This is a genomic window from Nocardiopsis ganjiahuensis DSM 45031 (assembly GCF_000341085.1).
GTDB classification, from domain to species: Bacteria; Actinomycetota; Actinomycetes; order Streptosporangiales; family Streptosporangiaceae; genus Nocardiopsis; species Nocardiopsis ganjiahuensis.
This window is the reverse complement of record NZ_ANBA01000020.1, coordinates 18,960-43,610: the sequence shown is the minus strand read 5'-3', so window position 1 is coordinate 43,610 and position 24,651 is coordinate 18,960. Positions and strand designations below refer to the sequence as shown.

Annotated in this window: 22 protein-coding genes; 10 read left to right on the top strand and 12 right to left on the bottom strand. The window is 72.9% G+C overall.

Going from position 1 to position 24,651, the window contains the following annotated elements; genetic code table 11:
- Nucleotides 1-55: 55 nt before the first annotated feature.
- Both D458_RS0126070 and D458_RS0126065 read left to right on the top strand, forming a co-directional pair.
- Complete coding sequence (locus tag D458_RS0126070; protein ID WP_204366928.1) at nt 56-1,570, top strand: aldehyde dehydrogenase family protein; 1,515 nt, start codon at nt 56-58, stop codon at nt 1,568-1,570.
- Nucleotides 1,567-2,442 carry an SDR family NAD(P)-dependent oxidoreductase gene (locus tag D458_RS0126065; protein ID WP_017589655.1) on the top strand — a complete coding sequence of 292 codons (876 nt, stop codon included), beginning with the start codon at nt 1,567-1,569 and terminating at the stop codon, nt 2,440-2,442. The genes D458_RS0126070 and D458_RS0126065 overlap by 4 nt, the downstream gene beginning before the upstream one ends.
- Here the strand turns inward: D458_RS0126065 and D458_RS34305 are convergent.
- The 5 genes from D458_RS34305 to D458_RS0126040 are packed head-to-tail and all read right to left on the bottom strand — an operon-like array spanning nt 2,425 to nt 9,100.
- Nucleotides 2,425-3,876: an amidase gene (locus D458_RS34305; RefSeq protein ID WP_017589654.1), complete on the bottom strand. Its 1,452-nt coding sequence runs from the start codon at nt 3,874-3,876 to the stop codon at nt 2,425-2,427. The genes D458_RS0126065 and D458_RS34305 overlap by 18 nt on opposite strands.
- An 8-nt stretch (nt 3,877-3,884) precedes the next feature.
- On the bottom strand, nt 3,885-5,666 hold the full coding sequence (locus tag D458_RS0126055; protein WP_017589653.1) for a dipeptide ABC transporter ATP-binding protein: 1,782 nt from the start codon (nt 5,664-5,666) through the stop codon (nt 3,885-3,887).
- Nucleotides 5,663-6,556 (bottom strand): ABC transporter permease, encoded by an 894-nt coding sequence (locus D458_RS0126050; RefSeq protein ID WP_017589652.1) that lies wholly within the window; start codon nt 6,554-6,556, stop codon nt 5,663-5,665. Before D458_RS0126050 ends, D458_RS0126055 begins: the two co-directional genes overlap by 4 nt.
- A 7-nt stretch (nt 6,557-6,563) precedes the next feature.
- Nucleotides 6,564-7,511 (bottom strand): ABC transporter permease, encoded by a 948-nt coding sequence (locus D458_RS0126045; protein WP_017589651.1) that lies wholly within the window; start codon nt 7,509-7,511, stop codon nt 6,564-6,566.
- Nucleotides 7,508-9,100, bottom strand: coding sequence for an ABC transporter substrate-binding protein (locus D458_RS0126040; RefSeq protein WP_017589650.1), 1,593 nt, complete (start codon nt 9,098-9,100; stop codon nt 7,508-7,510). Before D458_RS0126040 ends, D458_RS0126045 begins: the two co-directional genes overlap by 4 nt.
- 170 nt (nt 9,101-9,270) lie before the next feature.
- Between D458_RS0126040 and D458_RS34300 the strand changes: the two genes are divergently transcribed.
- Together D458_RS34300 and D458_RS0126030 are read left to right on the top strand one after the other, a co-directional pair.
- Entirely contained in the window at nt 9,271-10,074 is an 804-nt protein-coding gene (locus D458_RS34300; protein WP_017589649.1) for a FadR/GntR family transcriptional regulator, read from the top strand.
- 30 nt (nt 10,075-10,104) lie between these two features.
- On the top strand, nt 10,105-11,271 hold the full coding sequence (locus tag D458_RS0126030; RefSeq protein ID WP_017589648.1) for an acyl-CoA dehydrogenase family protein: 1,167 nt from the start codon (nt 10,105-10,107) through the stop codon (nt 11,269-11,271).
- A gap of 57 nt (nt 11,272-11,328) precedes the next feature.
- Here D458_RS0126030 and D458_RS0126025 read toward each other — a convergent pair whose 3' ends face one another.
- Together D458_RS0126025 and D458_RS0126020 are read right to left on the bottom strand one after the other, a co-directional pair.
- On the bottom strand, nt 11,329-13,350 hold the full coding sequence (locus tag D458_RS0126025) for a TRAP transporter permease (RefSeq protein WP_017589647.1): 2,022 nt from the start codon (nt 13,348-13,350) through the stop codon (nt 11,329-11,331).
- On the bottom strand, nt 13,347-14,546 hold the full coding sequence (locus tag D458_RS0126020) for a TAXI family TRAP transporter solute-binding subunit (RefSeq protein WP_017589646.1): 1,200 nt from the start codon (nt 14,544-14,546) through the stop codon (nt 13,347-13,349). Before D458_RS0126020 ends, D458_RS0126025 begins: the two co-directional genes overlap by 4 nt.
- A gap of 268 nt (nt 14,547-14,814) precedes the next feature.
- Between D458_RS0126020 and D458_RS0126015 the strand changes: the two genes are divergently transcribed.
- Nucleotides 14,815-15,675 carry an acyl-CoA thioesterase gene (locus D458_RS0126015; RefSeq protein WP_239648069.1) on the top strand — a complete coding sequence of 287 codons (861 nt, stop codon included), beginning with the start codon at nt 14,815-14,817 and terminating at the stop codon, nt 15,673-15,675.
- A gap of 40 nt (nt 15,676-15,715) precedes the next feature.
- On the opposite strand, the gene D458_RS0126010 is transcribed toward D458_RS0126015, so the two are convergent.
- On the bottom strand, nt 15,716-16,636 hold the full coding sequence (locus D458_RS0126010; protein ID WP_017589644.1) for a LysR family transcriptional regulator: 921 nt from the start codon (nt 16,634-16,636) through the stop codon (nt 15,716-15,718).
- A gap of 103 nt (nt 16,637-16,739) precedes the next feature.
- Between D458_RS0126010 and D458_RS0126005 the strand changes: the two genes are divergently transcribed.
- The 5 genes from D458_RS0126005 to D458_RS0125985 are packed head-to-tail and all read left to right on the top strand — an operon-like array spanning nt 16,740 to nt 21,553.
- Nucleotides 16,740-17,915, top strand: coding sequence for an acyl-CoA dehydrogenase family protein (locus D458_RS0126005; RefSeq protein ID WP_017589643.1), 1,176 nt, complete (start codon nt 16,740-16,742; stop codon nt 17,913-17,915).
- Nucleotides 17,912-19,186 (top strand): CaiB/BaiF CoA transferase family protein, encoded by a 1,275-nt coding sequence (locus tag D458_RS0126000; RefSeq protein ID WP_017589642.1) that lies wholly within the window; start codon nt 17,912-17,914, stop codon nt 19,184-19,186. The genes D458_RS0126005 and D458_RS0126000 overlap by 4 nt, the downstream gene beginning before the upstream one ends.
- The gene (locus D458_RS0125995) at nt 19,183-19,413 is read left to right on the top strand and encodes an SDR family oxidoreductase (RefSeq protein WP_017589641.1); all 231 of its coding nucleotides are present in this window, start codon (nt 19,183-19,185) and stop codon (nt 19,411-19,413) included. The genes D458_RS0126000 and D458_RS0125995 overlap by 4 nt, the downstream gene beginning before the upstream one ends.
- Nucleotides 19,414-20,343: an FAS1-like dehydratase domain-containing protein gene (locus D458_RS34295; protein WP_017589640.1), complete on the top strand. Its 930-nt coding sequence runs from the start codon at nt 19,414-19,416 to the stop codon at nt 20,341-20,343.
- Nucleotides 20,336-21,553, top strand: a complete 1,218-nt coding sequence (locus tag D458_RS0125985; protein ID WP_017589639.1) for an acetyl-CoA C-acetyltransferase — start codon at nt 20,336-20,338, stop codon at nt 21,551-21,553. The genes D458_RS34295 and D458_RS0125985 overlap by 8 nt, the downstream gene beginning before the upstream one ends.
- 121 nt (nt 21,554-21,674) lie before the next feature.
- Here the strand turns inward: D458_RS0125985 and D458_RS0125980 are convergent, their stop codons facing one another.
- The 4 genes from D458_RS0125980 to D458_RS0125965 all read right to left on the bottom strand — a co-directional run bounded on the left by D458_RS0125980 (nt 21,675) and on the right by D458_RS0125965 (nt 24,609).
- Nucleotides 21,675-22,913 carry an RNA polymerase sigma factor gene (locus D458_RS0125980; RefSeq protein WP_017589638.1) on the bottom strand — a complete coding sequence of 413 codons (1,239 nt, stop codon included), beginning with the start codon at nt 22,911-22,913 and terminating at the stop codon, nt 21,675-21,677.
- A 12-nt stretch (nt 22,914-22,925) separates the two neighbouring features.
- A complete protein-coding gene (locus D458_RS0125975; RefSeq protein WP_017589637.1) occupies nt 22,926-23,342 on the bottom strand; it encodes a YciI family protein in 417 nt (138 codons plus the stop codon).
- Between the two features lie 266 nt (nt 23,343-23,608).
- Nucleotides 23,609-24,271 (bottom strand): SRPBCC family protein, encoded by a 663-nt coding sequence (locus tag D458_RS0125970; RefSeq protein ID WP_017589636.1) that lies wholly within the window; start codon nt 24,269-24,271, stop codon nt 23,609-23,611.
- Between the two features lie 2 nt (nt 24,272-24,273).
- Nucleotides 24,274-24,609, bottom strand: coding sequence for an ArsR/SmtB family transcription factor (locus D458_RS0125965; protein WP_017589635.1), 336 nt, complete (start codon nt 24,607-24,609; stop codon nt 24,274-24,276).
- Between the last annotated feature and the right edge of the window lie 42 nt (nt 24,610-24,651).

The following is a 24,651-nucleotide window of genomic DNA, read 5'->3' as shown; positions in this document are numbered from 1 at the left end:
GATGTGACCCCGGCTACACGACCGGTGCCGGAGTCGACCAGAGGAGCGTCCCTCCATGCCTGTCCGTCGCATGCCCCCCAGGATCGACGCGGAGCTCCCCGCCGGGCTCCCCGTCGGATCGGGATGGAAGGCCCCCGACCGGACGGCGCCCATGGTGGACGCCTGGACCAGGGAACACCTGCGGGACGTGCCCGAGGGGACCGCGGCCCTCGCGGACGAGGCGATGGAACACGCCGAAGGGCTCCGGGCCGCGGCCCGTCGCACCACGGCCGCGGCGCGCAAACGCCTCGTCGGCAGGTGCGCCGCGGAGCTGCGCGAACGGAGCGGGGAGCTGGAGGACCTCCTGGTCCTGGAGACGGGCAAGCCGCGCCGTGACTGCCGAGTGGAGGTCCAGCGCACGCTGAGCTGCTGGGAGGCCTCCGCCGAGGAGGTCGGCCGCAACGAGGGGGAGCTCGTACCGGTCGACCTGCAGCCCGGAGGCGAGGACATGCTCGCCTGGTACCGGCGCCGGCCCCTGGGAACCGTCGTGGCCATCGCGGGCTTCAACTACCCGCTCCTGCTGGCCAGCCACAAGATCGCCCCCGCGCTCGCCGTCGGCACCCCCTCGGTGCTGAAACCGGCTCCGGCCACCGCGCTCTCCGCGCTCTGGCTCACCGCGATCGTGCGCGGCGCGCTCCGGGAGGAGGGCATGGCCGAGGGCCTCCTCCAGTGCCTCACCGGCGGTCCCGACGTGGGACGCGCCCTGGTGGAGGATCCGCGTGCGGCCGTCGTGTCCTTCACCGGTTCGGCGCGCGTGGGGCACGAGATCGCGCGCTCGGCGGCGCCCCGCAGGACCGTGCTCGAACTCGGGTCGAACGCCGCGCTGATCGTCACCGGCTCCGCGGACCCGGCGGAGGCCGTCGACGCCGTCGTCAGGGGAGCGTTCTACGCCAACGGCCAGGCCTGCATCTCCGTTCAGCGGGTGCTGGTCCTCGACGACGTCGACCGGGGTTTCGAGGCCGGGCTCGCCGAGGCGCTCGACGGTGTCGTCGTGGGCGACCCGTGGGACGGGGCCACCCACGTGGCGGCGCTGATCGACGAGGGGGCGGCGGCGCGGGTCGACGCGAGTGTGGCGGCCGCCTGTGGACGCGGCGCCCGCGTGCTCGGACGGGCCCCGGTCCCGGAGGCCGCCGCATCGGCCGCCGCGGCCCGCTCCCTGGTCGCACCGCAGATCCTGGTGGACGTCCCCGTCGACGACGAGCTGTGGCGCGAGGAGGTCTTCGCCCCGGTCGCGTGCGTGCGCAGGGTTCGGGACCTCGACGAGGCCGTGCGCGTGGCCAACGACTCCCGGTACGGGCTCCAGGCCTCGATCTACACCGCGGACCTCGCCGAGGCGCACCAGGCCGTCGACGAACTGGAGGTGGGCGGCGTGGTCGTCAACCAGATCCCCGGATTCCGCTCGGACGTGATGCCCTACGGCGGCGTGAAGGACTCGGGCGTCGGCCGCGAGGGGCCGCGCTGGGCGATGGAGGAGTACACCGTGACCAGGATGGCCATGATGAGGATCCCGAGGAAGGGTGGGCGGGCATGACGTTCACGGACTACGGCCGGCTGTTCCGGCTGGACGGCCTGACCGCCGTCGTCATCGGCGCGGGTTCGGGCATCGGCCGTGAGACGGCCCAGGGGCTGGCCGCGTCCGGGGCCCGTGTGGTCTGCGCCGACCGGGACCTCCGAGCGGCCGAGGCCACCGCGCGGCTGTGCCGGGAGCAGACGGGCGGGGACCCGGCCGGCACCGCCGCCACGGGCCCGGCGGGAGCCGAAGAGCTCGACGTCACGGACGCCTCCGCCGTCGCAGGTGCCCCGGCGCGCTTCGGGCACCCGGAGATCCTGGTCCACACCGCGGCCATGAACGTGCGCCGCGGGATCCTGGACTACACACAGGAGGACTTCGACGCCGTCGTGGGACTGAACCTGACGGCCACGTTCTCGGTGCTGCGCGCGTTCGGGGACTCGATGACGCGGCACGGCAGGGGCTCCATGGTCTTCCTGTCCTCGATCCGGGCGCGCGTGGTCGAGCCCGGCCAGGGCGTCTACGGAGCGACGAAGGCGGCCCTGGAGTCGCTCGTCCGCTCGGCCGCCAGTGAGTTCTCCCCCCGTGGTGTGCGGGTCAACGCCGTCTCCCCGGGGGTCGTGACGACCCCGCTGACCCGCCAGGTGCGGGACGACCCGGAGTGGTACCGCAGGTACGCCTCGCAGTCCGCGATGGGCCGGTGGGCCGAGCCGAGCGAGATGGTCGGCGCGGCCGTGTACCTGTCCTCCCCGGCGGCGAGCTACGTCACCGGCACCGTGCTGGCCGTGGACGGCGGCTGGACGGCCGTCGACGGCGCCGCGCCCCCGGCCCCGGCGACGTCCTCGGATCCCCCTTCCGGGCCGGCCCCGGCGGAGTCACCGCGGTCGGACTGAGTCCCCGGAGCGGATCTCCCGCCAGTCCGGTACGGCTTGTGCCGGGCGTACCCGCTCCCACCACGCCATCAGGCGCAGGAGCCGGGCGTCGTCGCCGACCGGTCCGGCGAACTGCAGGCCGATCCACTTCCCGTCGGCGTCCCGGCCCGCGTTGACCGTGCCCGCCGGCTGGCCGGACATGTTGAACGGGAGCGTGTAGGAGATGTGCGCCATCGGCTCGTCCGGCTCCGGTCGCGGCATGGGCTGCTCGGCGGGGAACGCCGTGCAGGGAGTGACGGGTGAGAGCACCAGGTCCAGGCCCCGGGTGAGCTCCCGTGTCCTCGCACCCAGCTCCGCCAGCGCCTCGTAGTCGTCCACGGCGGTGGCGCCGTCCACGCCGCGGCCGCCCAGGCACCAGTCGAGGATGTACTCCAGGACGTAGCCCTTCCGCGGACGGTCGCCCTCGCGCAGGTGGTCGGGAAGTTTCCGCAGCGTGTTCAGCGCCCGGACCCGCCAGAACCGGTCGACGCGGAGCAGGAGCTCTTCGGTGGTGATCGCGGGGACCTCGACGATCTCCGCGCCGGCGGCGGCGAAGCGTTCGGCCGCGTCGAGGGCGGCCGCGCGCACGGCCGGGGACAGCGGCAGCCCGGGGCCGCCCTCCAGCTGGAGGCCCACGCGCAGCCCCTCCGGGGACGTCGTCGCGGGGGTGAAGTCCTGTGGGGGGAAGGGGTGGGTGGAGGCGTCGCGGTCGTCCCACCGCGCGGCGGCCTCCATGAGGGGGAAGAGGTCGGCGACGCGGCGCGCCATCGGCCCCGCGACCCGGCCCGAGTAGGGGCTGTCCAGGGGGATCAGCCCGGCGGAGGGTTTCAGCGTCGCCAGAGCGTTCCAGGTGCCGGGCAGGCGGATCGATCCACCGATGTCGGTGCCGACGTGGACCGGGCCGTGGGCGGCCGCGGCGGCGACGGCCGCTCCGGCGGAGGACCCGCCGGAGGTCAGGGAGGGGTCCCAGGGACTCCTCGTGACGCCGTGCCGGGAGCTGACGCCGGAGGAGAGCATGCCCCAGTCCGGCATGACCGTGGAGCCGACGACGACCGCCCCCGCTTCGCGCAGACGGCTGACGACGAGCGAGTCCCGATCCGGGGTCGGCGGATCGGGCAGCGCGGTGCCGGAGGGGACGGTCACCCCGGTGCGACCCAGGTTCTCCTTGACCGTGACCGGTACGCCGTCGAGCGGCCCGATCGGCCGCCCCTCGGCGTGGCGCCGGTCCGCCTCCCCGGCGGCTCGGAGCGCCTCCTCGGCGGTGACCGCGTGGTAGGCGTTGAGCGGGGCGTCCCGCCCGATCCTCTCCAGGACCGCGTGCGCGGCGCCGCTCGGCGTGGCCGCTCCCGAGGCGAAGGCCGATCGGAGCTCCTCCACGGAGGCGTCGGCCCAGGACGGCGGGGTGTGCTCGGTCATCTCTCTCCTCAGGGCTGCGGTGGACGGTCGCCGGTGCCCCCTCGTGACGGCTTCTCGGCGAGGACGCGGTCGAGGGAGGGGGTCGCCTCGAGCAGGGCTCGTGTGTAGTCGTCCTCGGGAGCCCCGTAGACGCGCTCCGCGGGGCCCGCCTCGACGACCTCACCGTGGCGCATCACCACGATCCGGTCGCAGAGGTGGCGGACCACGGCCAGGTCGTGCGAGACCATCAGCAGCGTCAGGCCGCGTTCGTCCACGAGGCGGTTCAGCAGGGCGAGGACCTGCGCCTGGACACTGACGTCGAGGGCGCTCACCGGCTCGTCCGCGACCAGCACGTCCGGGTCGGTGACGAGCGCCCGCGCGATGGAGATCCTCTGCCGCTGTCCGCCGGAGAACTGGTGGGGGTAGCGCTCCGCGGCCGATGCGGGGATCCCCACGGACTCCAGTGACCGCGCGGTGAGTTCGCGCCGTTCCCGGCCCGAGCGCGCGCCGCTGTGCCCGATGAGCGGCTCCTCGACGATCTCCCGCACCGTCATACGCGGATCGAGCGACCCCATGGGGTCCTGGAAGACGGTCTGCAGCTGTTCGCGGAGGCGCCGCATGGAGCGCTTCGAGGCCCTGGCGACGTCGACCCCGCAGACCGACACCGAACCGGAGGTCGGGCGGTCCAGCCCGGCCAGGATCTTCAGCAGGGTGGTCTTGCCGGAACCGGACTCGCCGACGATGCCGATCCGGTCGCCCGCCCGGACCTGCAGGTCGACGTTCTTCAGGGCGTGGACCGTGCGCCGCCGCGACCGGTGGGTGCGGTGGAGGCCGCTGACCCGGATCAGTGGTTCGGCGGCCTCCGAGAGCTCGGCAGCGCCCGCCGGTCGTTCGGTGCCCGCCGGGCCCTCGGAACCGGTCGGGGCCCCCGCCCCGGCCCCTGACCCGGTCTCCGGCGGGGAACCGGCGCCGCGGCGCGCACCCCCCGCCGTCGGTTCGAGCCGGGAGGCGGCGAGCAGCTGCTTGGTGTAGTCGTGCCGGGGGGCGGTCAGCACGTCCGTGACCGACCCGGACTCCACGACACGGCCGTGCTGCATCACCAGCACGCGGTCACACGTCCGTGCGACGACGGCCAGGTCGTGCGAGACGAACAGCAGGCTGGTGCCGCGGCTGCGGACCGCCTCGTCCAGGAGGTCGAGGACCTGGCGTTGCACGGTCACGTCCAGGGCGGTGGTCGGCTCGTCGCAGATGAGCAGGTCCGGGTCGTTCGCGAAGGCCATCGCCAGCATGATGCGCTGGCGCTGGCCTCCGGAAAGCTGGTGGGGGTAGGCCCGGAGGAGGCGCTCGGGGTCGGGGAGGCGCACCGACTCGAGGAGCCCGAGGACGCGCTCGCGCACCTCGCGGCGGTTCGGCAGCGTCCTGTGCTGTGTCAGGACCTCGCTGACCTGTTTCCCCACCTGCATCAGCGGGTTCAGGGCCGTCATGGGCTCCTGGAACACCATCGAGATCCGCCGCCCGCGGAGCCCGCACAGTTCGCGTTCGGGCGCGTTGAGCAGGTCGTCGGAGGAGTCGCGCAGCGCCACGGTGCCGCCGTGGCGCAGCTCGTCGGGAAGGAGCCCGATGAGTGACAGCGCGGTCAGCGTCTTCCCGGACCCGGACTCCCCGATGAGCCCTACCCGCTCACCGGCGCGGATGGTCAGGTCCAGCGGGTGGACGAGCCGGTCGGGGCCGGCGTCGACCCGCAGCCCGGTGACCGTGACCAGGGCGTCGTCGCGGGAAGCCCCGGCGGAGCGCGCTTGCGTGGCGGTCATCGGCGTCCTCTCGTCTTGGGGTCGAGGACGTCGCGGAGTCCGTCGCCCAGCAGGTTGAATCCCAGGACCGCCAGCGCGATCGCCAGCCCGGGCCAGACGGTCAGGTGGGGCGCGACCGCCAGGTAGTCCTGTCCGCCCTGGAGCATCCGCCCCCAGGAGGGTTCGGGCGGCGGCGTGCCCAGGCCGAGGAAGCTCAGCGCCGCCTCGGCGAGGATCGCCAGGGCGAAGGTGACCGACGCCTGGATGACCACGAGGTCGAAGATGTTGGGCAGGACGTGCCTGCGGGCGATGCGCGTCTCGGGCTGTGAGGCCCCGCGGGCGGCCAGGATGAAGTCCGACGACATCACCCGCAGGGTGCCGGCCCGGGCGACGCGCGCGAAGCCGGGGCCCGCGGCGAGGCCGATGGCGATCATGGCGGACCACGTGCTCGCCCCCATGACCGCGCCGGCCATGATCGCCAGGAGCAGCGCGGGGAAGGCCAGCATCATGTCGGCGCCGCGCGTGATGAGCTCCTCGGCCCAGCCGCGCCGCATTCCCGCCAGGATGCCCAGCGGGGTGCCGACGACCGCGGCGATCGCGACGGCCACGCAGCCCACGAGCAGGGTGATCTGCGCCCCCGCCATGAGGATCGAGAGGACGTCGCGCCCGTAGCGGTCGGTGCCGAGCGGGTGCTGGAGCGTCGACCCGCTGAGCCGGTCCTCCGGTACCGCCTGGAGCGGGTCGTACGGCGTCCAGACCAGGGAGACGAGCGCGACCACGACGATGCCGGCCACGACGACCAGGCCGATCTTCCCGGTCACCGGGAGCATGCGCAGCAGCCCGACCCCCCGGGCGGGCGGCCGGTCCGGTCCCGCGGGGCCCCCGGCGGCCGCGGCGTTCGTTCCGCTCATGGTTTCCTCACCTCTGGACGGCGGTGCGCGGATCGAGGACCAGGTACAGCAGGTCCACCGTGAAGTTCACGGTCAGGGTGATCAGTGCCAGGAGCATGACGACGGACTGCACGGTCAGCAGGTCGCGGCCGGCCACGGCGGTGAGCAGCTCGGAGCCGATCCCGGGGATCACGAAGACCTGTTCGATGACGACGGCCCCGATGACCAGCGTCGTCAGCTGGATACCGCTGACGGTGAGGACCGGGAGCGCGGCGTTGCGCAGACCGTGGCGCCGCAGCGCCTGGAACGTGGAGAGCCCCTTGGCCCGGGCCGTGCGCATCCAGTCCTCGCCCATCACGTCCAGCATGGCGGTGCGGACGTAGCGGGTCATGACGGCCGCCTGCACGGCGGCCAGGGCCACCACCGGCAGGATCAGGTGCAGGACGAACTGCACGGGGTCGTAGGCCGGTGGCATCCAGCTGTTGGCCGGGAGCCACCCCAGTCCCAGGGCGAACACCGCGACGAGCAGCATGCCGGCGAGGAAGTTCGGTACGGCGATGCCGAACTGCGTGGCCGCGCTGATGGCGATGCCGTCGGCGCGACGGTGCCGCACGGCGGCCCAGGTGCCCAGGGGCACGGCCACGAGCAGGGCCAGGGCCATGGCGCTGACCACGAGGATCAGGCTGACCGCCAACCGGTCCAGGACGACGGGACTGATGTCCTCGCCGGTGATGAAGGAGACGCCGAAGTCGCCCACCGGGATCCCCGAGACCCAGTCCCAGTACTGCTCGGCCAGCGGACGGTCCAGACCGAACTCGGCCCGGGTCCGCTCCAGCGCCTCCTCCGTCGCACCGGTCCCGAGCACCACCTCCGCGGGGTCACCCGGAAGGATCCGCATGAAGGCGAACACCAGCACCGAGGTGGCGAAGAGGGTCAGGACGAATCGCAGGACCCTGCCGCCGACTGCTCTGATCACGATCCGTCCTCCTGCGCCTGGTCCTCCTGGGACGGGTCCCCCCGGTTCGTGACCGCGGAGAGGAGGAGTTCGTCGGTGGGCCGCCGGGACGGCAGGCCCTGGAGGCCGCGGCGGCGTACGACGATGTTCGGGAAGACGAACAGGGTGTCGGAGGCGGCCTGGTCGACGATGCGGTCGACGGCGGCGCGCATCAGCTCGGTCTGGGTCTGCGGGGATTCGCGGTCGGCCCGGGCCAGCAGCTCGCGCGTGCGTTCGTCGTCGTAGCCGAGGTAGTAGTCGGGGTTGCCGTAGAGCACGGGGATGTCGCGCGCCTCGGCGTGGACGATGACGCTCATCTGGTAGTCGTGGCGCGTGAAGACCTCGTCGAGCCACAGGGCCGGGAACTCGACGGACTCGATGGCGGCGACGATGCCGACGTCGCGCAGCTGGGAGGCCACGATCTCGCTGATCTGCTGGGCGTAGGGGCGGGTGGGGACCTTGAACGTGATGTGCAGGTCCTCCTGGCCGGCCTCGCGCAGGAGCTCCCTGGCCGCCTGCGGATCGTGGGGGTACCGGGACGACTCGACGTACCAGGGGTCGGTCGGCGGCGCGGGCGCCCCGCCGGAGTCGTCGCCGAAGCCGCCCCAAGCGGTGTCGATGACCGCCTGGCGGTCCACGGCGTACATCACCGCCTGCCGGACGCGCAGGTCGTCGAAGGGCGCGACCCGGTTGTTCATCGACAGCAGGACCGTGCCGCTGGTGGCGCCCGTCTCGATGACGAGGTCGTCGTCCCGCTCCAGGACGGTGGCCAGTTCGGGGGACTGCATGTCGTACACGGCGTCGACGTCTCCGGCCTGCAGGGCGTTGGTGCTCGCGGTCGCGTCGGCGTAGTACTGGACGGTCACGGAGTCGGACGCGGCCGGCTCGCCCCAGTAGTCCTTGTTGGCCGCGAACCTCAGGGACTGCCCCCGGGCCCAGCGGTCCACGGTGAAGGGCCCGGTCCCGACCGGGGCGGTCGCGAGTTCGTCGACCCCGTCCTCGGTCATCATCGCGCCGATCAGGGTGCCCATGGACCACAGCCACCGGTTGCTGGGTTCGGAGAGCTCGACCCGCAGGACATGGGTGTCCTCGGCCGTCACCGACGCGACCACGTCCATGCCGGCGGAGAGCCCGTTGGTCCAGGCGTCGGACCGGACGCGTTCGATGCTGAACACGGCGCTCTCGGCGTCGAACGGCGCCCCGTTGGAGAAGGCGACCCCCTGCCGGAGCGTGAAGGTGTAGGTGCGCCGGTCGTCGGAGACGGTCCAGTCCTCGGCGAGCAGCGGGTCCAGGCCGCCGGACTCGTTGATCCGGACCAGGCCCTCGTAGACGTTGCCCATCAGCACCAGGGGAATGGCGACCCCGTCGGTGCGCGTGAAGTCGAGGCTGGCCGGCCCTCCGGCCAGCGCGAGGGTCACCGAGCCCGCGGTGCTCTCGGCGGGGTCGGCGATCGCGGTGTGCCCGGCCCGGCAGGAGGTCAGCAGGAGCGGCAGGCCCATCCCGGCGAACAGGAGGCTGCGCCGGGATACCGGGGGCACCGGGGGCGGTGGGGTGTTCTGCTGTTCCGGCATGGCCCCTCTGCTCAGGTCGACGTCCGCTCGACACCGTAGTGTGAGGGTCCATCTAACAGGCGTGGAACTTCGGGCGCAAGACTGGTCCGACCAGTTGTACCTTTTGCTCTGCCTGGCACATGATGGATCCCGTACGAGTACGGTGCCGCCGCACCGACGATGGAGGAGATATGGCGTCGAGCATCCGGTTCAGCCCCGCCGTCGGCGTCAGAACCTTCGAGCGTATCGTCGACCAGGTGGAGAACGCGCTCCTCAGCGGCCGTCTGGCCCCGGGAGACCACCTGCCGAGTGAGCGCATGCTCATGGAGCAGTTCGACGTGAGCCGGTCCACCGTCCGCGAGGCCCTGCGGGTCCTGGAGTCGCGCGGTCTCCTCGAACTCCGGCCCGGGGGCCGCTCCGGTCCGCGGCTCCTGCGGCCGACCCCGAAACTGCTGGAGCGCGACCTCACGCAGATGGTGCGTCTGGGCGGCAGTGGCATCGGGGACCTGCTCCAGCTGCGGATGGGGCTCGAGGGGACGGCCTGCGCGATCGCCGCCCAGCGCGCCACGGCGGACGACGTCGCCGCGCTCCGGGAGTGCCTGGCGGCGATGGAGCAGGAGGCCGGGAGCGGTGGTGAGAGCTTCGCGCGCGCCGACGCGGCCCTGCACCAGCGCATCTGGACCATCACGGGCAACCAGCTGCTCATCGCGACGGGCCGGGCGATCAGCGAGTCGATCGTCCAGCTGATCGCGGCCGACCTCCTGGAGGAGGACACGCGGTCCGGCACCGCTCCGGATCCGGCCAGGGGGGCGGGCACCGCGGGGGAGCCGGACGCGGCCCTCGACTCGCTGCGCCGGGACAGGATGCTGGTCGACCTGATCGAGTACGGTGACGCGGCTGCGGCCGGCTCCTGGATCCGGCGGAGCCTGGCGGAGCGTTTCGCGCGTCACCTCAGCGCCGAGGAGGCCCGGCTCCTGGAGTCCCTGGTCCCGTGAGGCCCCCACCCCGTGAGCGAGGAAACGAACATGAGCCGACTCCCGGCGGACGAGAAGGACATGGTGGACCTGGTCGCCACCTTCGTCGACGAACGCGTGCGCGGCCGGGTCCGCGACTTCGAGGCGAGCGACACCTACCCGGAGGAGTTCGTCGAGGAGATGAAGAGGCTCGGCGTGTTCGGGCTCCTGGTCCCCGAGGAGTACGGCGGCGTGGACGCGAGCGCCGCCTGTTTCGCCCGCGTCACCGAGGAGCTCGCCCGCGGCTGGATGAGCCTGGCCGGAGCCATGGGCGGCCATTCGGTGATCAGCTACCTGATCCGGGAGTTCGGCACCCCCGCGCAGAAGCGGGAGCACCTGCCCCGCATGGCCGACGGCTCCCTGCGGGCCACCATGGCGCTGACCGAACCCTCCGGCGGCAGCGATCTGCAGGGCATGCGCACCCAGGCGCTCGCCGACGGCGGTGACCTGGTGGTCAACGGCGCCAAGACGTGGATCTCCAACGCCCACCACGCGGGTCTGATCGGGCTGCTGTGCGTCACCGACCCCGCCGCGGACCCCGCGCACCGGGGGATGAGCGTGCTGCTGGTCGAGCCGGGGGAGGGGCTCACCGTCTCCGGCAAGATCCCCAAGCTCGGCTACCGCGGCGTGGAAGCGTGCGAGCTGACCTTCGACGACATGCGCGTGCCCGCCGACTCCGTGCTGGGCGGGGAACCGAACCGGGGCTGGGCCCAGATGATGCGCGGCCTGGAGGTCGGCCGGATCCAGGTGGCCGCCCGCGCGGTGGGGGTGGCCCAGGCCGCGCTGGCCGACGCCGTCTCCTACGCCCGGGACCGCGAGTCGTTCGGCAAGCCCATCTGGAAGCACCAGTCGGTGGGCAACCTGCTCGCGGACATGGCCACGAAGGTGCGGGCCGCCCGCCTGATGACGGTGGACGCGGCGGAGCGGCTGGACGAGGGGGTGCGCGCCGACATGGAGGCGGGGATGGCGAAGCTGTTCGCCTCCGAGGCCGCCATGGAGGTGGCCCTGGACGCCATGCGGGTGCACGGCGGCTACGGGTACTCGCGTGAGTACGAGGTGGAGCGGTACTTTCGGGACGCCCCGCTGATGATCCTGGGCGAGGGCACCAACGAGATCCAGCGCAACGTGATCGCCGCGCAGCTCGTCGCCCGCGACGCCGCCGGGGACGCGTCGGTCTGACCCGTGCCCGAACCCGGGGAGGGGCCCGGCCTGCGGGCCCCTCCCCGCCGCGGATCCCTACCGCGGCTCCTCGGCCCCGGAAGGCTCCAGCGCCGTCTCGGCCCCGGGTGCGGGCGGCGATCCGCGGAACCGGACCACCAGGGCCACCGCGGCGGCCACCACGAGCCCGGCCAGGCCGGTGGCCGTGCCCGGGACCAGGAGCGCGAGGCCCGCGACCAGCGCCACCCCTCGCACGACCGGCCCCATGGTCCGCTCCACACCGATCAGGTAGCCCTCGAAGGCGGAGCCCATGACCACCACACCGATGGTCGCGAACAGCACCGAGAGCACGATGTCGCCGGGCTCGGCCCGCCCCACCAGTGCGGGGTCGAGGACGAAACAGAACGGGACGACGTACTTGACCGCGCCCAGCCGCATCGCGGTCAGGCTGGTCGGGATGGGTCTGGTCCCGGCGATCCCGGCGGCGGCGAACGCGGCCAGGCCCACCGGCGGGGTGATGTAGGAGACCGTCGCCCAGTAGATGACGAACAGGTGCGCGGCGATCGGGTCGATGCCCATGCCCACCAGGGCGGGGGCCAGGACGATGGCGAGCAGCACGTACACCGCGGAGACGGTCATGCCCATGCCCAGCACGAACGAGGTGACGGCGCCCGCGATGAGGACCAGCGCCACCGAACCGCCCAGTGCGTGGACCATCTCCCGGGCCAGGGACAGCGACACCCCGGTCATCGACAGTCCGCCGATGATGAGCCCGACACCCGCGATGATGCCGATGATCTCGGCGATGCTGCGGCCCGCCCCGAAGAACAGGTCGGTGACCCGGCGCCCGCCCAGCCGGTCGCGACGGCGCACCATCGCGTAGGCCAGCAGCCCGGCCACGACGACGAACGGCGCCTGCGCCTCGCGGTGGTGGTACACCAGCAGGAACAGCAGCGCGGCGATGGCCAGCAGGAACGGCCACCCGCGCAGCAGCACGGGCAGCAGGCGGGGCAGGTCGGCGCGCGGCAGCCCGTGCAGGCGCTTCCTGGCCGCGTAGGCGTCCACCTGGGTGTAGATGCCGAGGAAGAACAGCAGGGCCGGGATGGCCGCGGCCAGGGCGATCTCGGAGTAGGGGACTCCCAGGAACGACACCATGAGGAAGGCGGCGGTGCCCATGATCGGCGGGGTGACGGATCCGCCTGAGGAGGCGGTGGCCTCCACCCCGGCGGCGTAGCGGCCGGTGAACCCGGCCCGCTTCATCGCGGGGATGGTCATGGGGCCGGTGGTGAGCACGTTGGACACCGCGCTGCCGCTCATCATGCCGAGCGTCGCGGAACTGGCCACGGACACCTTCGCCGAGCCGCCGCGGGACGTGCCGAAGACGGACTGGGCGAAGTCGTAGAAGAACGCGGCACCGCCCGTGTGCTGGAGCACCACGCCGAACAGCAGGAACCCGACGAGGATGCTCGCGGCGGTCTGCAGGGGCAGCCCCAGCACGGACTCCGCGCCCATGGTGTGCATCTGCGCCAGGCCGACGAAGTCGTACTGGATGCCCTCCAGGAGCGCGAAGGGGATGCCGCCCGCGATCAGCGGGTAGAGCGAGAAGGCCGCGGCGATGCCGGTGACGACGAGGCCGGCGGTGCGGCGCAGCGCCTCCAGGACCAGCGCCCACTGCACGTAGGCGGCGGCCACGGCCAGGGGAGGGGCGACGTAGTCCCAGCCCTCGGTGAGGATGCGCTCGCCGTGCAGGGCGAAGTAGGAGTTGACGGCGACCACGGTCGTCGCGAGGACGGCGTCGTAGGCGGGGACCCGGTCGCGCCCGTGCCTCTTCCCGACGGGGAAGACGATGAAGACGACGGGCAGGAAGCAGGCCAGGACCAGGTAGAGGAACTCGTTGATGAGCAGGGTGCGGCCGAACGGGTTCCAGTAGAAGACCTGGCTGAGCGTGAGGAGGATGCCGAGGCAGGTCAGAGCGACGACGACACCGCGCCAGGCGGGGCCGCAGCGCGTCGGGGGAACCGTCGGCGGGGCGCTCTCGGCTCCGGGAGCGGGGTTCTCGGGCACGGCGGGCACGGTGGTCGGGCCGGCGGGCTGCTTCATCGGCCCTCGCTCTCGGGGGTCTCGTCCTCGGATCCGGGGCCGTCCTGTGAGGCGTCGGAGAGGAGGGGGTCGGGGACGGGGACGTCGGCCTTGAGCTCGTTCCATGTGGCGGCGCGGTCGTCGGACTCCACCGCGCGCGGCCACAGCTCCCGCAGGGTCTCGCCCCGTTCCAGGAGCTCGCCGTTGAGCCGCGCGGCGTCCTCGGGCCAGGCGCCCTCCTCCTCCAGGAAGCGGATGAGCCCCTCGTGGAAGGGCACCTGCTTGGGGGCGGCGAGCACCGCGTCCTCGGACCACGAGGGGAGGGTCGCGGTGGAGTCCTCGTAGTGCTCGAACTGGTCGACCAGGCTGCGGACCATGTCGTAGACGATCTCGGGGTCGGTGTCGGCGTAGGTGACGACGGGGAGGGTGTAGAGCATCCCGCGGTCGCTCTGTCCCTCGTCCTGGCCGGGAGCGCCGGTGAACTCACCGATCTCCACCGCGGGGGCCAGGTCGGTGACGCGCTGGGCCGCCTCGGGGGAGGGGTCGTCCATGCTGAGCCAGCGGATGGGGAAGGCCGCCTCCAGTTCGTACAGGGAGGAGCCGTGGACCTGGTGGAAGAGCACGTCGAGCCGCCCGGACTGCATGGCGCCCGGCTGCTCGCCGTACCCCACCTCCACCGGGTTGACGTCGTCCCAGGTCAGCCCGCCGTAGGCGAGGAAGGCCCCGAGCTTGTTGTTCACCGACGGGTTGGCGGTGATGTAGGGGAAGTCGGAGCCGCGCAGGTCCTCGTAGGTCTCGATGCCGGAGTCGTCGGGGACCAGCAGGCCGTGCGGGGCGACCGGCGCCCAGACCACGCGGACGTCCTGGGGCCCCCACAGTTCGCTGGTGAAGTCCTCCTCCCCCTCGAACGCGTAGATGTACTCGTCCCCGGTGCGGGAGAAGTGGGCGGGGCCCTCACGCAGGGGCGCCAGCCGCCCGATACCGGTGTCCGAGGTGATGACCCGGACCGGGGTGCCCTCGTGGGTGGTGATGGCGTCGGCCACCGCGGCGACGTCGGCGTAGGTCGAGGTGCCGGTGCCGTACGTGGTCCAGACGATCTGGCGGAGGCGACCCTCCTCGTCGAGTTCGTCGGCGGCCGTGCAGCCGGTGGCGGCGAGCACGGCCGTGAGGACGGCTGCCGCGGCGCTCCGCCGAGCACGGGCGGCGGGCTTTCTCATGATGTCTTCCTCCAGGGCATCGACTCAGGAGAACCCCCTGTGTCCTGGATCACTGTGCCCGCAGGTCCGCGCATATTTCCAATACTTTGTCACCCGGCCACTGATACCCGGATGGCATCAATCAGCGCTCTGCAATGGACTCAGGGCAAGAATTTCCGGGCATGATGGGCCTGTGACCCCGAAGACCCCTTTCTCCCCGAGAACACCGCGCCCCGTTTCCGATGCCCCCGCCGCCCCCGCGGCACCGGGCGGCGTCACCCTCGGTGAGGTGCTGCGACTCCTGGAGCCGACCCCGCTCACCGACCCCGGCGCCGAGCTGTCCCGCTGGCGCGGCGGGGTCCAACGGTCCCCGGGCGACCGGCTCTTCGGCGGACTGCTGCTCGCCCAGGCACTGGTCGTCGCAGGGCGCACCGCACTCGGCGCCCAACGGGTCATCAGCCTGCAGGCGGACTTCGTCGGCGGGGTGCCCACCGACGACGACCTGGTGTGGGAGGTGGCCCGTGTCTCCGACGCCGCCTCCCTGTCCACCCGCAGGAGTACTCTGCGCGCCGCCGACGGGCGCGAGCTGTTCAGCGCCACCACCCGCTGGGCCCTCACCCGCGCCGACCTGCCCTCCCACGGGGCACTGCGGCCCCGGCCCGCGGGGGACCCCGAGTCCCTCACGGACCTGTCCGAACGGTTCGGTGCCGACGAGCGGATCCCCGCCTGGTGGCGGGAGGAGCGCCCGGTCCACTTCCGCCCGTTCGCCACCCCGCCCTTCCTCGCCGAACACGTCGACCCCGCCGCCGGGGGCGGGCAGAGCGTGTGGATCCGCGCCACCGTGCCCCTGCCGGACGACCACCTGCTCCGCGCCGGGCTGGTCGCCTACACCACCGACATGAGCATCGTCGAGGACGCCTTCCGGGTGCTCGGATCGGCCCGCCACGAACCCGGCAGCCGGATCCTGAGCCTGACCCACGCGCTCGCGTTCCACGACCAGCCGGACCTGTCCCGCTGGCACCAGTTCGACGCGCGGGTGGAGGCGGTCTCCCACGGCCGCGCCCTGGGCACCGGCGAGGTCTTCGACGCCGACGGCAGGCACCTGGTCTCGGTCTCCCAGCTCGGCCTGGTCAAGACCGCCGCCCTCTGACGGGCGGTGTCCGCGGCCCGCCCCGCGAGGGCGGCCGGACTCAGGGCACGTCCACGCCCACCAGGTGCTCCGGGGTGGGCAGGGCCTCCTCGGAGGCCAGCAGGACCTCGCGCAGGGCGGGACTCACCGCGTCGCGGCGCCAGGCCAGGCGCGCGTAGGAGGGGGAGAACTCCTCCGCCAACCGCACCAGGCGGATCCGGTCCCGGGGCACGTTGGCGACCGCGGTGTCCAGTGTGAAGTTCAGCCCGACCCCGGCTCCCACCAGTGCCATCAGCGTCCACGAGTCCGAGGCGACCTGGACGATGTCGGGGGAGAACCCCGCCTCGTAGGCGGCGCGGATGAACGTCTCGCGCACGGTCGACCCGGGGGCCGCGGGCAGCGCCACGAACGGCTCGTCCCGGCACTCGGCGATGCTCACCGTCTCCCGTTCGGCCAGCGGGTGGTGTTCGGGGACCACCAGTACGTAGTGCTCCTCGGCCACGACCCGCTGCGCGATCTCCGGCGGCCGCACGCTCCACCGCACCAGTGCCAGGTCCAACTCGCCGTCGATCACCGAGCGCAGCGCCTCGTTGGCGTAGGTGGTGCTGCGCAGCCGCAGCTCGATGCCGGGACGCCGCTGGCGCACCAGTCGGCTCAGGTCGCCCACCAGCAGGTGCGAGGACGGGCCGGCGAACCCCAGCCGCACCAGGCCGGTCTCGCCCTCCCCGGCCGCCCGGACCGCGCTGCGCGCCACCCGGCAGCCCTCCAGCACGTCGTTGGCCGGACCGATCAACGCCTGCCCCGCCGTGGTCAGGTGCACCGAACGCGTGGTGCGCACGAACAGCTGGGCGCCCAGGTCGCGTTCGAGCTGCTTGATGGTGCGGGTGAGCGGGGGCTGGGCCATGTGCAGGCGCTCGGCCGCTCGGCCGAAGTGCAGCTCCTCGGCCACGGCCAGGAAGGCCTCCAGATGGTGCAGGTTCATGCAGGGCAACCTATGCCATTCGGGCGATTGTTCCACCTGAGGCAATAATCAGGAGACATGTGGTATTGGACACGTATGAGCGCCGTTCGCCATCATCGTGACCATGAGTTCCGAGACCGAGGTCACCGCCGAAGACTTCACCGACATCCACGCCCAGGTACGCGACTTCGTCCGCACGAAGGTCGTCCCGCGTGAGAACGAGATCCTGGCGACCGACGCCATCCCCGACGACATCCGCAGGGCCGTCGCTGACATGGGCCTGTTCGGGTACGCGATCCCCCAGCGCTGGGGCGGTCTCGGTCTGAACCTCGTCCAGGACGTCGAGCTCGCCATGGAGTTCGGCTACACCTCGCTGGCCCTGCGGTCGCTGTTCGGCACCAACAACGGCATCGCCGGGCAGGTACTGGTCAACTACGGCACCGACGCCCAGCGCGAACGCTGGCTGGAGGGCATCGCCTCCGGCGAGGTGATCGCCTCCTTCGCGCTCACCGAACCCGGCGCGGGCTCCAACCCCGCGGGTCTGCGCACCAAGGCGGTCCGCGACGGCTCCGACTGGATCCTCGACGGCCGCAAGCAGTTCATCACCAACGCCCCGCTCGCCGGTCTGTTCGTGGTCTTCGCCCGCACCCGCGAGCCCGGCCCCGACGGCAACGGCATCGCCGTGTTCCTCGTGCCCGCCGACGCCCCCGGCGTCACCGTGGGGCCCAAGGACGCCAAGATGGGCCAGGAGGGCGCCTGGACCGCCGACGTCACCTTCGACTCGGTGCGGGTCGGCGAGGACGCGCTGGTCGGCGGGGACGAGAAGGTCGGCTACAAGGCGGCCATGAGCTCCCTGGCCCGGGGCCGCGTGCACATCGCCGCGCTGTCGGTCGGCACCGCCCGGCGCGCCCTGGACGAGTCGGTGTCCTACGCCGCCGCCAACACCCAGGGCGGGGTGCCCATCGGCGACCACCAGCTGGTCCAGGCCATGCTCGCCGACCAGTACACCGGCGTCGAGGCCGGCCGCGCGCTGGTCCGCGACGCCGCCGCCAAGTACGTCAGCGGAGAGGACCGCCGCATCGCGCCGTCCGTGGCCAAGCTCTACTGCACCGAGATGGTCGGCAGGGTCGCCGACCTCGCCGTCCAGGTGCACGGCGGCGCGGGATACATGCGCGAGGTCCCCGTGGAGCGCATCTACCGCGAGGTGCGCCTGCTGCGCCTGTACGAGGGCACCAGCGAGATCCAGCGGCTCATCATCGGCGGCGGCCTGGTCCGCCAGGAGAAGGCGGGGCTCCGGTGAGCGCCCCCGCTCCGGCCCCCGCCCCCACCGGCGGGGACCTGCCCCTGGCAGGGGTGCTGGTGGTCTCGCTCGAACAGGCGGTGGCGGGCCCCATCGCCACCCGCCACCTGGCCGACCTCGGCGCCCGCGTCGTCAAGCTGGAACGCCCGGGGGAGGGCGACTTCGCCCGCAGCTACGACGACGCCGTGCACGGCCTGGCCTCGCACTTCGTGTGGCTCAACCGCTCCAAGGAGTCCCTGGCCGTCGACCTCAAGTCCGAGCGGGGCCGCCGCGTGGCCCGGGCCCTCATCGACCGGGCCGACGTGTTCGTGCAGAACGCCGCCCCCGGAGCGGTCGAACGCCTGGGCCTGGGCCCGCGGACCCTGCGCGAGACCAACCCCGGGCTGGTCGCGGTCAACCTCTCCGGCTACGGCACCGCCGGCCCCAGGGCCACCCGCAAGGCCTACGACATGCTGGTCCAGGCCGAGTCCGGGATGATCTCGGTGACCGGTACCCCTGACACCCCCACCAAGACGGGGGTGCCCAACGCCGACATCGCCACCGGTCTCTACGCCGCCGTGTCCGTGGTGTCGGCCCTCTTCCGGCGCGAGCGCACCGGCGAGGGCGCCACGGTGGACGTGTCCATGTTCGACTCGGCGGTGGAGTGGATGGGCCACGCCCTGTACATGCAGATGTACGCCGACCGGCAGATCCCCCGCATGGGACTGAGCCACGCCTCCATCGCCCCCTACGACGCCTACCCCACCAAGGACGGCGACATCCTCATCGGTGTCCAGAACGACCGCGGGTGGCGGGCTCTGGTCGGCGAGGTCTTCGGTGAGGCGCAGTACGCCGACGACCCCCGGTTCCACACGAACCTGGAGCGGGTGCGCCACCGCGCCGAGTGCGACGCCTACGTGGCCGGTCACACCGAGCGCTGGACCACCGCCGAACTGGACGAACGCCTGGCCGAGGCGGGTGTCCCCGCCGCCCGCCTCAACCAGCTCTCCGACGTGGTCGAGCACCCCCAGCTGTCCGAGCGCGACCGCTGGCGCACCGTCGGCACGGAGAACGGCGACATCCGCGCCGTCCTGCCGCCGATGACCTTCGCCGACGTCGAACTGCGGATGGACCCGGTCCCCGCCCTGGGTGAGCAGACCGACGCGATCCTCGCCGAACTCGGACTGTCCGAGGAGTGCGGACCGTCCGGGGAGCACGCCGACGAAGCGCTGACCGACGCCGCCGGCACCCCCGCCCACCTCCGAGAACCCGAGAAGAAGGGGTCGCCATGACGCTGTCGCGGGGCCGCACCGCGGTCGTCACCGGGGGAGCCCGGGGCATCGGCCTGGCCACCGAGGCCATGCCGCAGAGGGCCTGGGACCAGAAGACGGCGGAGGTCCCCCTGGGCCGGGCCGGAGAGCCCGACGAGATCGCCTCGGTCTGCACCTTCTACGCTTCGCACATGTCCTCCTGCATGACCGGAACGGTCGCGGAGGTCACCGGCGGAAGGCTCATGTAGATGGACCGAGGCACCACCGAGACCACCGACGAGCTCGTCGTCGACCCCGGACGCGTCGCCGCGCTCGCCGCCCTGTTCGACGACGGCCTGCCCGCTCCCGGGCCCGGCGACGTGCTGCCGCCGCTGTGGCACTGGGCCGCGCTGTCCCGGTGGCCCGCCTCGGCGGACATCCGCCCCGACGGCCACCCCCGCGGCGGCGCGCTCGACCCGCCCGCGGAGTTCCCGCGCCGCATGTTCGGGGGAGGGACGGTGCGGCTGCACCGGACGATCACGGTCGGCTCCACCGTCCGCCGCCGCACCCGGGTGGAGGACTTCGTGCCCCGACAGGGGCGCTCCGGCACCCTGCTCACCGCCGCGACGCACACGGAGCTGTTCGACTCCAGCGGCGGACTCGCCCTCACCGAACGGCAGGACTTCGTGTTCCGGCCGCCGGGTGCGCCCGCTGCGCCGCTGGTCCCCGCATCCGGGTCCGAGCACGTCACCGAGGTGCTCTCCCGCGTCGGCGACGAGTGGGAACTGCGCACCGACCCCACCGTGCTCATGCGGTTCAGCGCCGCCACCTCCAACCCGCACCGCATCCACTACGACCACCCCTACGTGACCGGTGTCGAGGGCTACCCCGGGCTGGTCGTCCACGGCCCGCTCAGCGCCCTGGCCATGCTCGAGACCGTGCGCCTGGACCACCCCGGGCACACCGTCACCGAGGTCGAGCACCGGGGCCTGCGCCCCCTGTTCGCCGGAACCCGCGTGCGTATCCGCCCGCCGACCGAGGACCTGGCGGGCGTCCCCGATCCCGCCCTCGACGGCGCCCTCGCCCTCGGCGCCCACCCCCTCGAACCGGCCGAGGCGCCCCCGCACGCACGCGTGCGCGTCTCGTTCACCCCGACCGTCCCACCCCGACCGAGAAAGCAGGGCGTGCCCCATGCGTGACGTCGTCATCTGCGAACCCGTCCGTACCCCCATCGGCCGCTACGGCGGGATGTTCAAGACCGTCACCGCCGTCGACCTCGGCGCCCAGGTCCTCACCGGGCTCCTGGAGCGCACCGGTATCGACCCCACCGAGATCGACGACGTGATCCTCGGCCACTGCAACGGCAACAGCGAGGCACCCGCCATCGGCCGGGTCGTCGCCCTCGACGCCGGGCTCCCCGTCACCGTTCCCGGCCAGCACCTGGACCGCCGCTGCGGCTCCGGTCTGCAGTCCGTGGTCAACGCCGTCATGGGCGTGCTCAGCGGCGCCCAGGACCTGGTCGTGGCCGGCGGCGTGGAGAGCATGAGCAACGCCGTGTTCTACTCCACCGACATGCGCTGGGGCGGGGCCCGCGGCGGCGTCACCGTCCATGACGGCCTGGTCCGCGCCCGCGAGACCGCCGGGGGTTCGCGCTACCCGGTGCCCGGCGGCATGATCGAGACCGCGGAGAACCTGCGCGCCGAGTACGGGATCTCCCGCACCGAACAGGACGAGCTCGCCGTCACCTCGCACGCCCGCGCCGTCGCCGCCCAGAACTCCGGGGTCCATGCCGAGGAGATCGTCCCGGTCACCGTCCGCGGCCGTAAGGGCGACACCGTCGTCGACACCGACGAGCACCCGCGCGCCGACACCAGCCTGGAGGGCCTCGCCGAGCTCAGGCCCGTCATGGGCCGCCAGGACCCCGACGCCACCGTCACCGCGGGCAACGCCAGCGGCCAGAACGACGCCGCCGCCCTCTGCGTGGTCACCACCCGGGACAAGGCCGAGGCACTGGGGCTGCGCCCGCTGGTGCGGCTGCGCACCTGGGCCGCGGCCGGGGTGGCGCCCAAGGTCATGGGCATCGGTCCCGTCCCCGCCACCGCCCGCGCCCTCGACCAGGCCGGGCTCACCCTCGCCGACATGGACGTCATCGAGCTCAACGAGGCCTTCGCCGCCCAGGCGCTGGCCGTCATGCGCGAGTGGAAGTTCACCGCCGCGGATCGGGAACGCACCAACGTCCACGGTTCCGGGATCTCCCTCGGACACCCGGTCGGCGCCACCGGCACCCGTATGGTCGGCGCGCTCGCCCGCGAACTCGACCGCAGCGGCGGCCGCTACGGCCTCGCCACCATGTGCGTGGGCGGCGGGCAGGGCCTGGCCGCCGTGTTCGAGGCGGTGCAGGACCGGTGACCCGCCGCGCCACCGGCCTCCGGCGGAGGGCCGTCGGCCGCTGACCGCTGGAGGACCGCGAGCTCCGGCCCCCGCGGGTTCCGCGGCGGGCCGGGGCCCGGCCGCGGGTGCGGTCGGGGTCTCAGAGTCCGGCGGCCTTGGCCTCGAGGACGGTGCGCTCGGCCGTGTTGGCGCACAGCTCGGCGGCGCGCAGGTAGTCCACCCGCGCCTCGTCGCGGCGCCCGAGGCGGGCGAGGAGTTCGGCGCGCACACCGGGGAGCAGGTGCGACCGGGCCAGGCTCCCACCCGCCTCGAGCTCGTCCACGATCCGCAGTCCCGAGGCGGGGCCCGACGCCATGGCCACGGCCACGGCACGGTTGAGGTCCACCACGGGTGAGGGCGCGACCCGGCCGAGCGCCTCGTACAGTGCCACGACGCGGTCCCAGTCGGTCTCGGGGACGGACGCCGCCACGGCGTGGCACTCGGCGATCGCCGCCTGCAGACCGTACGGCCCGAGCCCCTTCCCGGCCTCGGCGGCCCGGGCCAGCGCGGCCCGGCCGCGGCGGACGGCCGAACGGTCCCAGAGGCGGCGGTCCTGGTCCTCCAACAGCACCGGGCGGCCCTGGTCGTCGACCCGGGCCGGGAAGCGGGCCGCGGTCAGCTCCAGCAGGGCGAGCAGCCCCAGCGCCTCCGGTTCCGGAGCCAGCGCCACGAGCCCGCGCGCCAGGCGCAGCGCCTCCCGGGCGAGGTCGGTCCTGATCCACTCGTCGCCGCCGGAGGCCGACGACCCCTCGGTGAAGATCAGGTACACGACGTTGAGCACCGAGCCCAGCCGCCGGGGCCGCTCCTCCGGACCGGGCACTGCGAAGGGCAGCCCGGCGGCGGCGATCGTCTTCTTGGCGCGGGTGACGCGGGCCTGCACGGTCGGCACGGGCACGAGCAGGCCCCGGGCGATCTCGTCGGTCGTCAGCCCGCCGACCACGCGCAGGGTCAGCGCGATCCGGCTCTCCTTCGACAGCGCCGGGTGGCAGGCGGTGAACATCAGCGCGAGCACGTCGTCGTCGATGGCCTCGGGGTCGAACAGCAGATCCGCGCCGGGTGTGCTCTCGTCGAGTTCGCGGGCGAGCACGGCGTAGCGTTCGTCGGCGGCGGCACGGCGCCGGAAGGTGTCGACGGCCCGGCGGCGGCCGACCGTGGTCAGCCAGTGCGCCGGGTTCCGGGGGACGCCGCTGGTGGACCAGCTCACCAGCGCCTCGGCCAGGGCCTCCTGGGCGACGTCCTCGGCGAGGGAGAAGTCGCGGGTGTAGCGGGCGAGCGCGCCGACGATGCGGGCGGACTCGATCCGCCACACCGCCTCGACGGCGCGCCTCGCCTCACTCACCGCGGCCCTCGGTCAGAGCTGGCCGGTCGACTCGCGCCACGCGCGTTCCTTCTTGATCCACTCGTTGTCCTGCGGAAACTCGTCGATCGTGGTGACCCGGCGGATCTCGATCTTCGCGCCGTCGGTCATCGGCATGCGCCTCACCCACTCGACGGCCTCCTCCTTCGACGCGACGTCGATGATGTAGTAGCCGTTGAACAGCTCCTTCGTCTCCCCGTAGGGGCCGTCGGAGACCACCGGCTCCTCCCCGGTGAAGTCAACCACGACGCTCTCGTCGGGGGCCAGCCCTTCGGCGGCCAGCAGTACCCCCGCCCGGATGAGCTCCTCGTTGAACCTGCCGATGGTCGCGAGCAGCTCGTCGAAGTCGATGTCGGCCTCGTTGAACTCCGCCGAGTCGGTGGGCCGCATGATCAACATGTACTTGCTCATGGTGTTCTCCTCGTTCTGGAGGGATCCGTTCGCCCCTCTTACTAACGGGTCGAACGGGAGGAGCGCGGATCGACACGGACGCGGCGGAGTTTTTCGGGGGGCGTCCTTCCGGCGCCGCGCCTCCCCGCCGCCGTCCCCGGGGCCGAAGGCGGAGAACACGCCGAACCCTGCCGCGGGTTGATCCCCTGCTACGGAGAGTGACAGGCTCGCATGTGAGAAGGCCGTCGCGACAACGGTGTCGCGGCGGCCTTCCTCTCCACCGCGGATCAGCCCCCGGCGGGTGGTTCCTCGCCCAGGTAGAAGGCGGTGGTCCGGTCCCGGGCGGCCTCGGCGTCGGCGCGCGGGGCGCCCAGTTCCACGTTCGCCTCGGCCCAGGCCGCGCTGCTCCCGGAGACGAACCGGCGCCCCTCCTCGGTGGCCTCCCAGTCCTCGGCCTCCTGGGGCGTGTCCGCCCCCGCGTGCAGGTGCTGCGCCAGGCCGAGGAGGGCCAGGTCCCAGCCCACGCCGGCGGCGCCCGGGCCGAACCGCTGCCAGAACTCCGACCCGGTGTCGGCGGGCGCGGTGTGCTTCAGCGTCAGCCGGGCCCCGTCGTCCTCGGGGTCCACCCGGACGGCGATCCAGCTCGTGTCCCCGTCGAACTCCCAGGTGGCGCTGAAGGAGTGGGGCGCCGTGCAGGCCTCGATCGTGCCTCCGGCGTTCTCCTCCACCTGGTAGTTCCCGCCCAGCCGGAGGTCTCCTGTCACCGGGGCGAACCAGCGGCGCAGGCGTTCGGCCGAGGTGCACGCCTCCCACAGGTCCTCGACCGTGGTGTCGTAGCGCTGGCTGATCGAGGACACCACCGTCGGTGCCCCGTCGCGCTCCCCGGTCCTCAACTCCCGGGACACGGTCCGGATCTGCTCGTCCACGTCGACGGTTCCGCTCTCGCTCATCGTCACTCCTGGATGCGTCGTTGTCGCTTTCCTCGGGCGATCTCGGTCTCCAGCGCGGCCGACCGCGGTTCCCAGAACCGGCGGAACGGGTCCAGCCAGTCGTCCACGGGGCGCAGGGCCTCGGCGTGGACCGAGTACAGCCGCCGGGTGCCCTCGGCGCGCACGGTCGCGAACCCGCTCTCCCTCAGCACCCGCAGGTGCTGGGAGACGGCGGGCTGGCTGATCCCGAACTCCTCGCGGACCACCGCGGTCAGCTCACCGGAGCTGAACTCACCTTCGGTCAGGAGCTCCAGCAGGCGCCGCCTGACCGGGTCACCGAGAACGTCGAAGGCGTGCATGGCCCCATGTTATCGACGAGGTCTTATATAAGCGAGGATTTG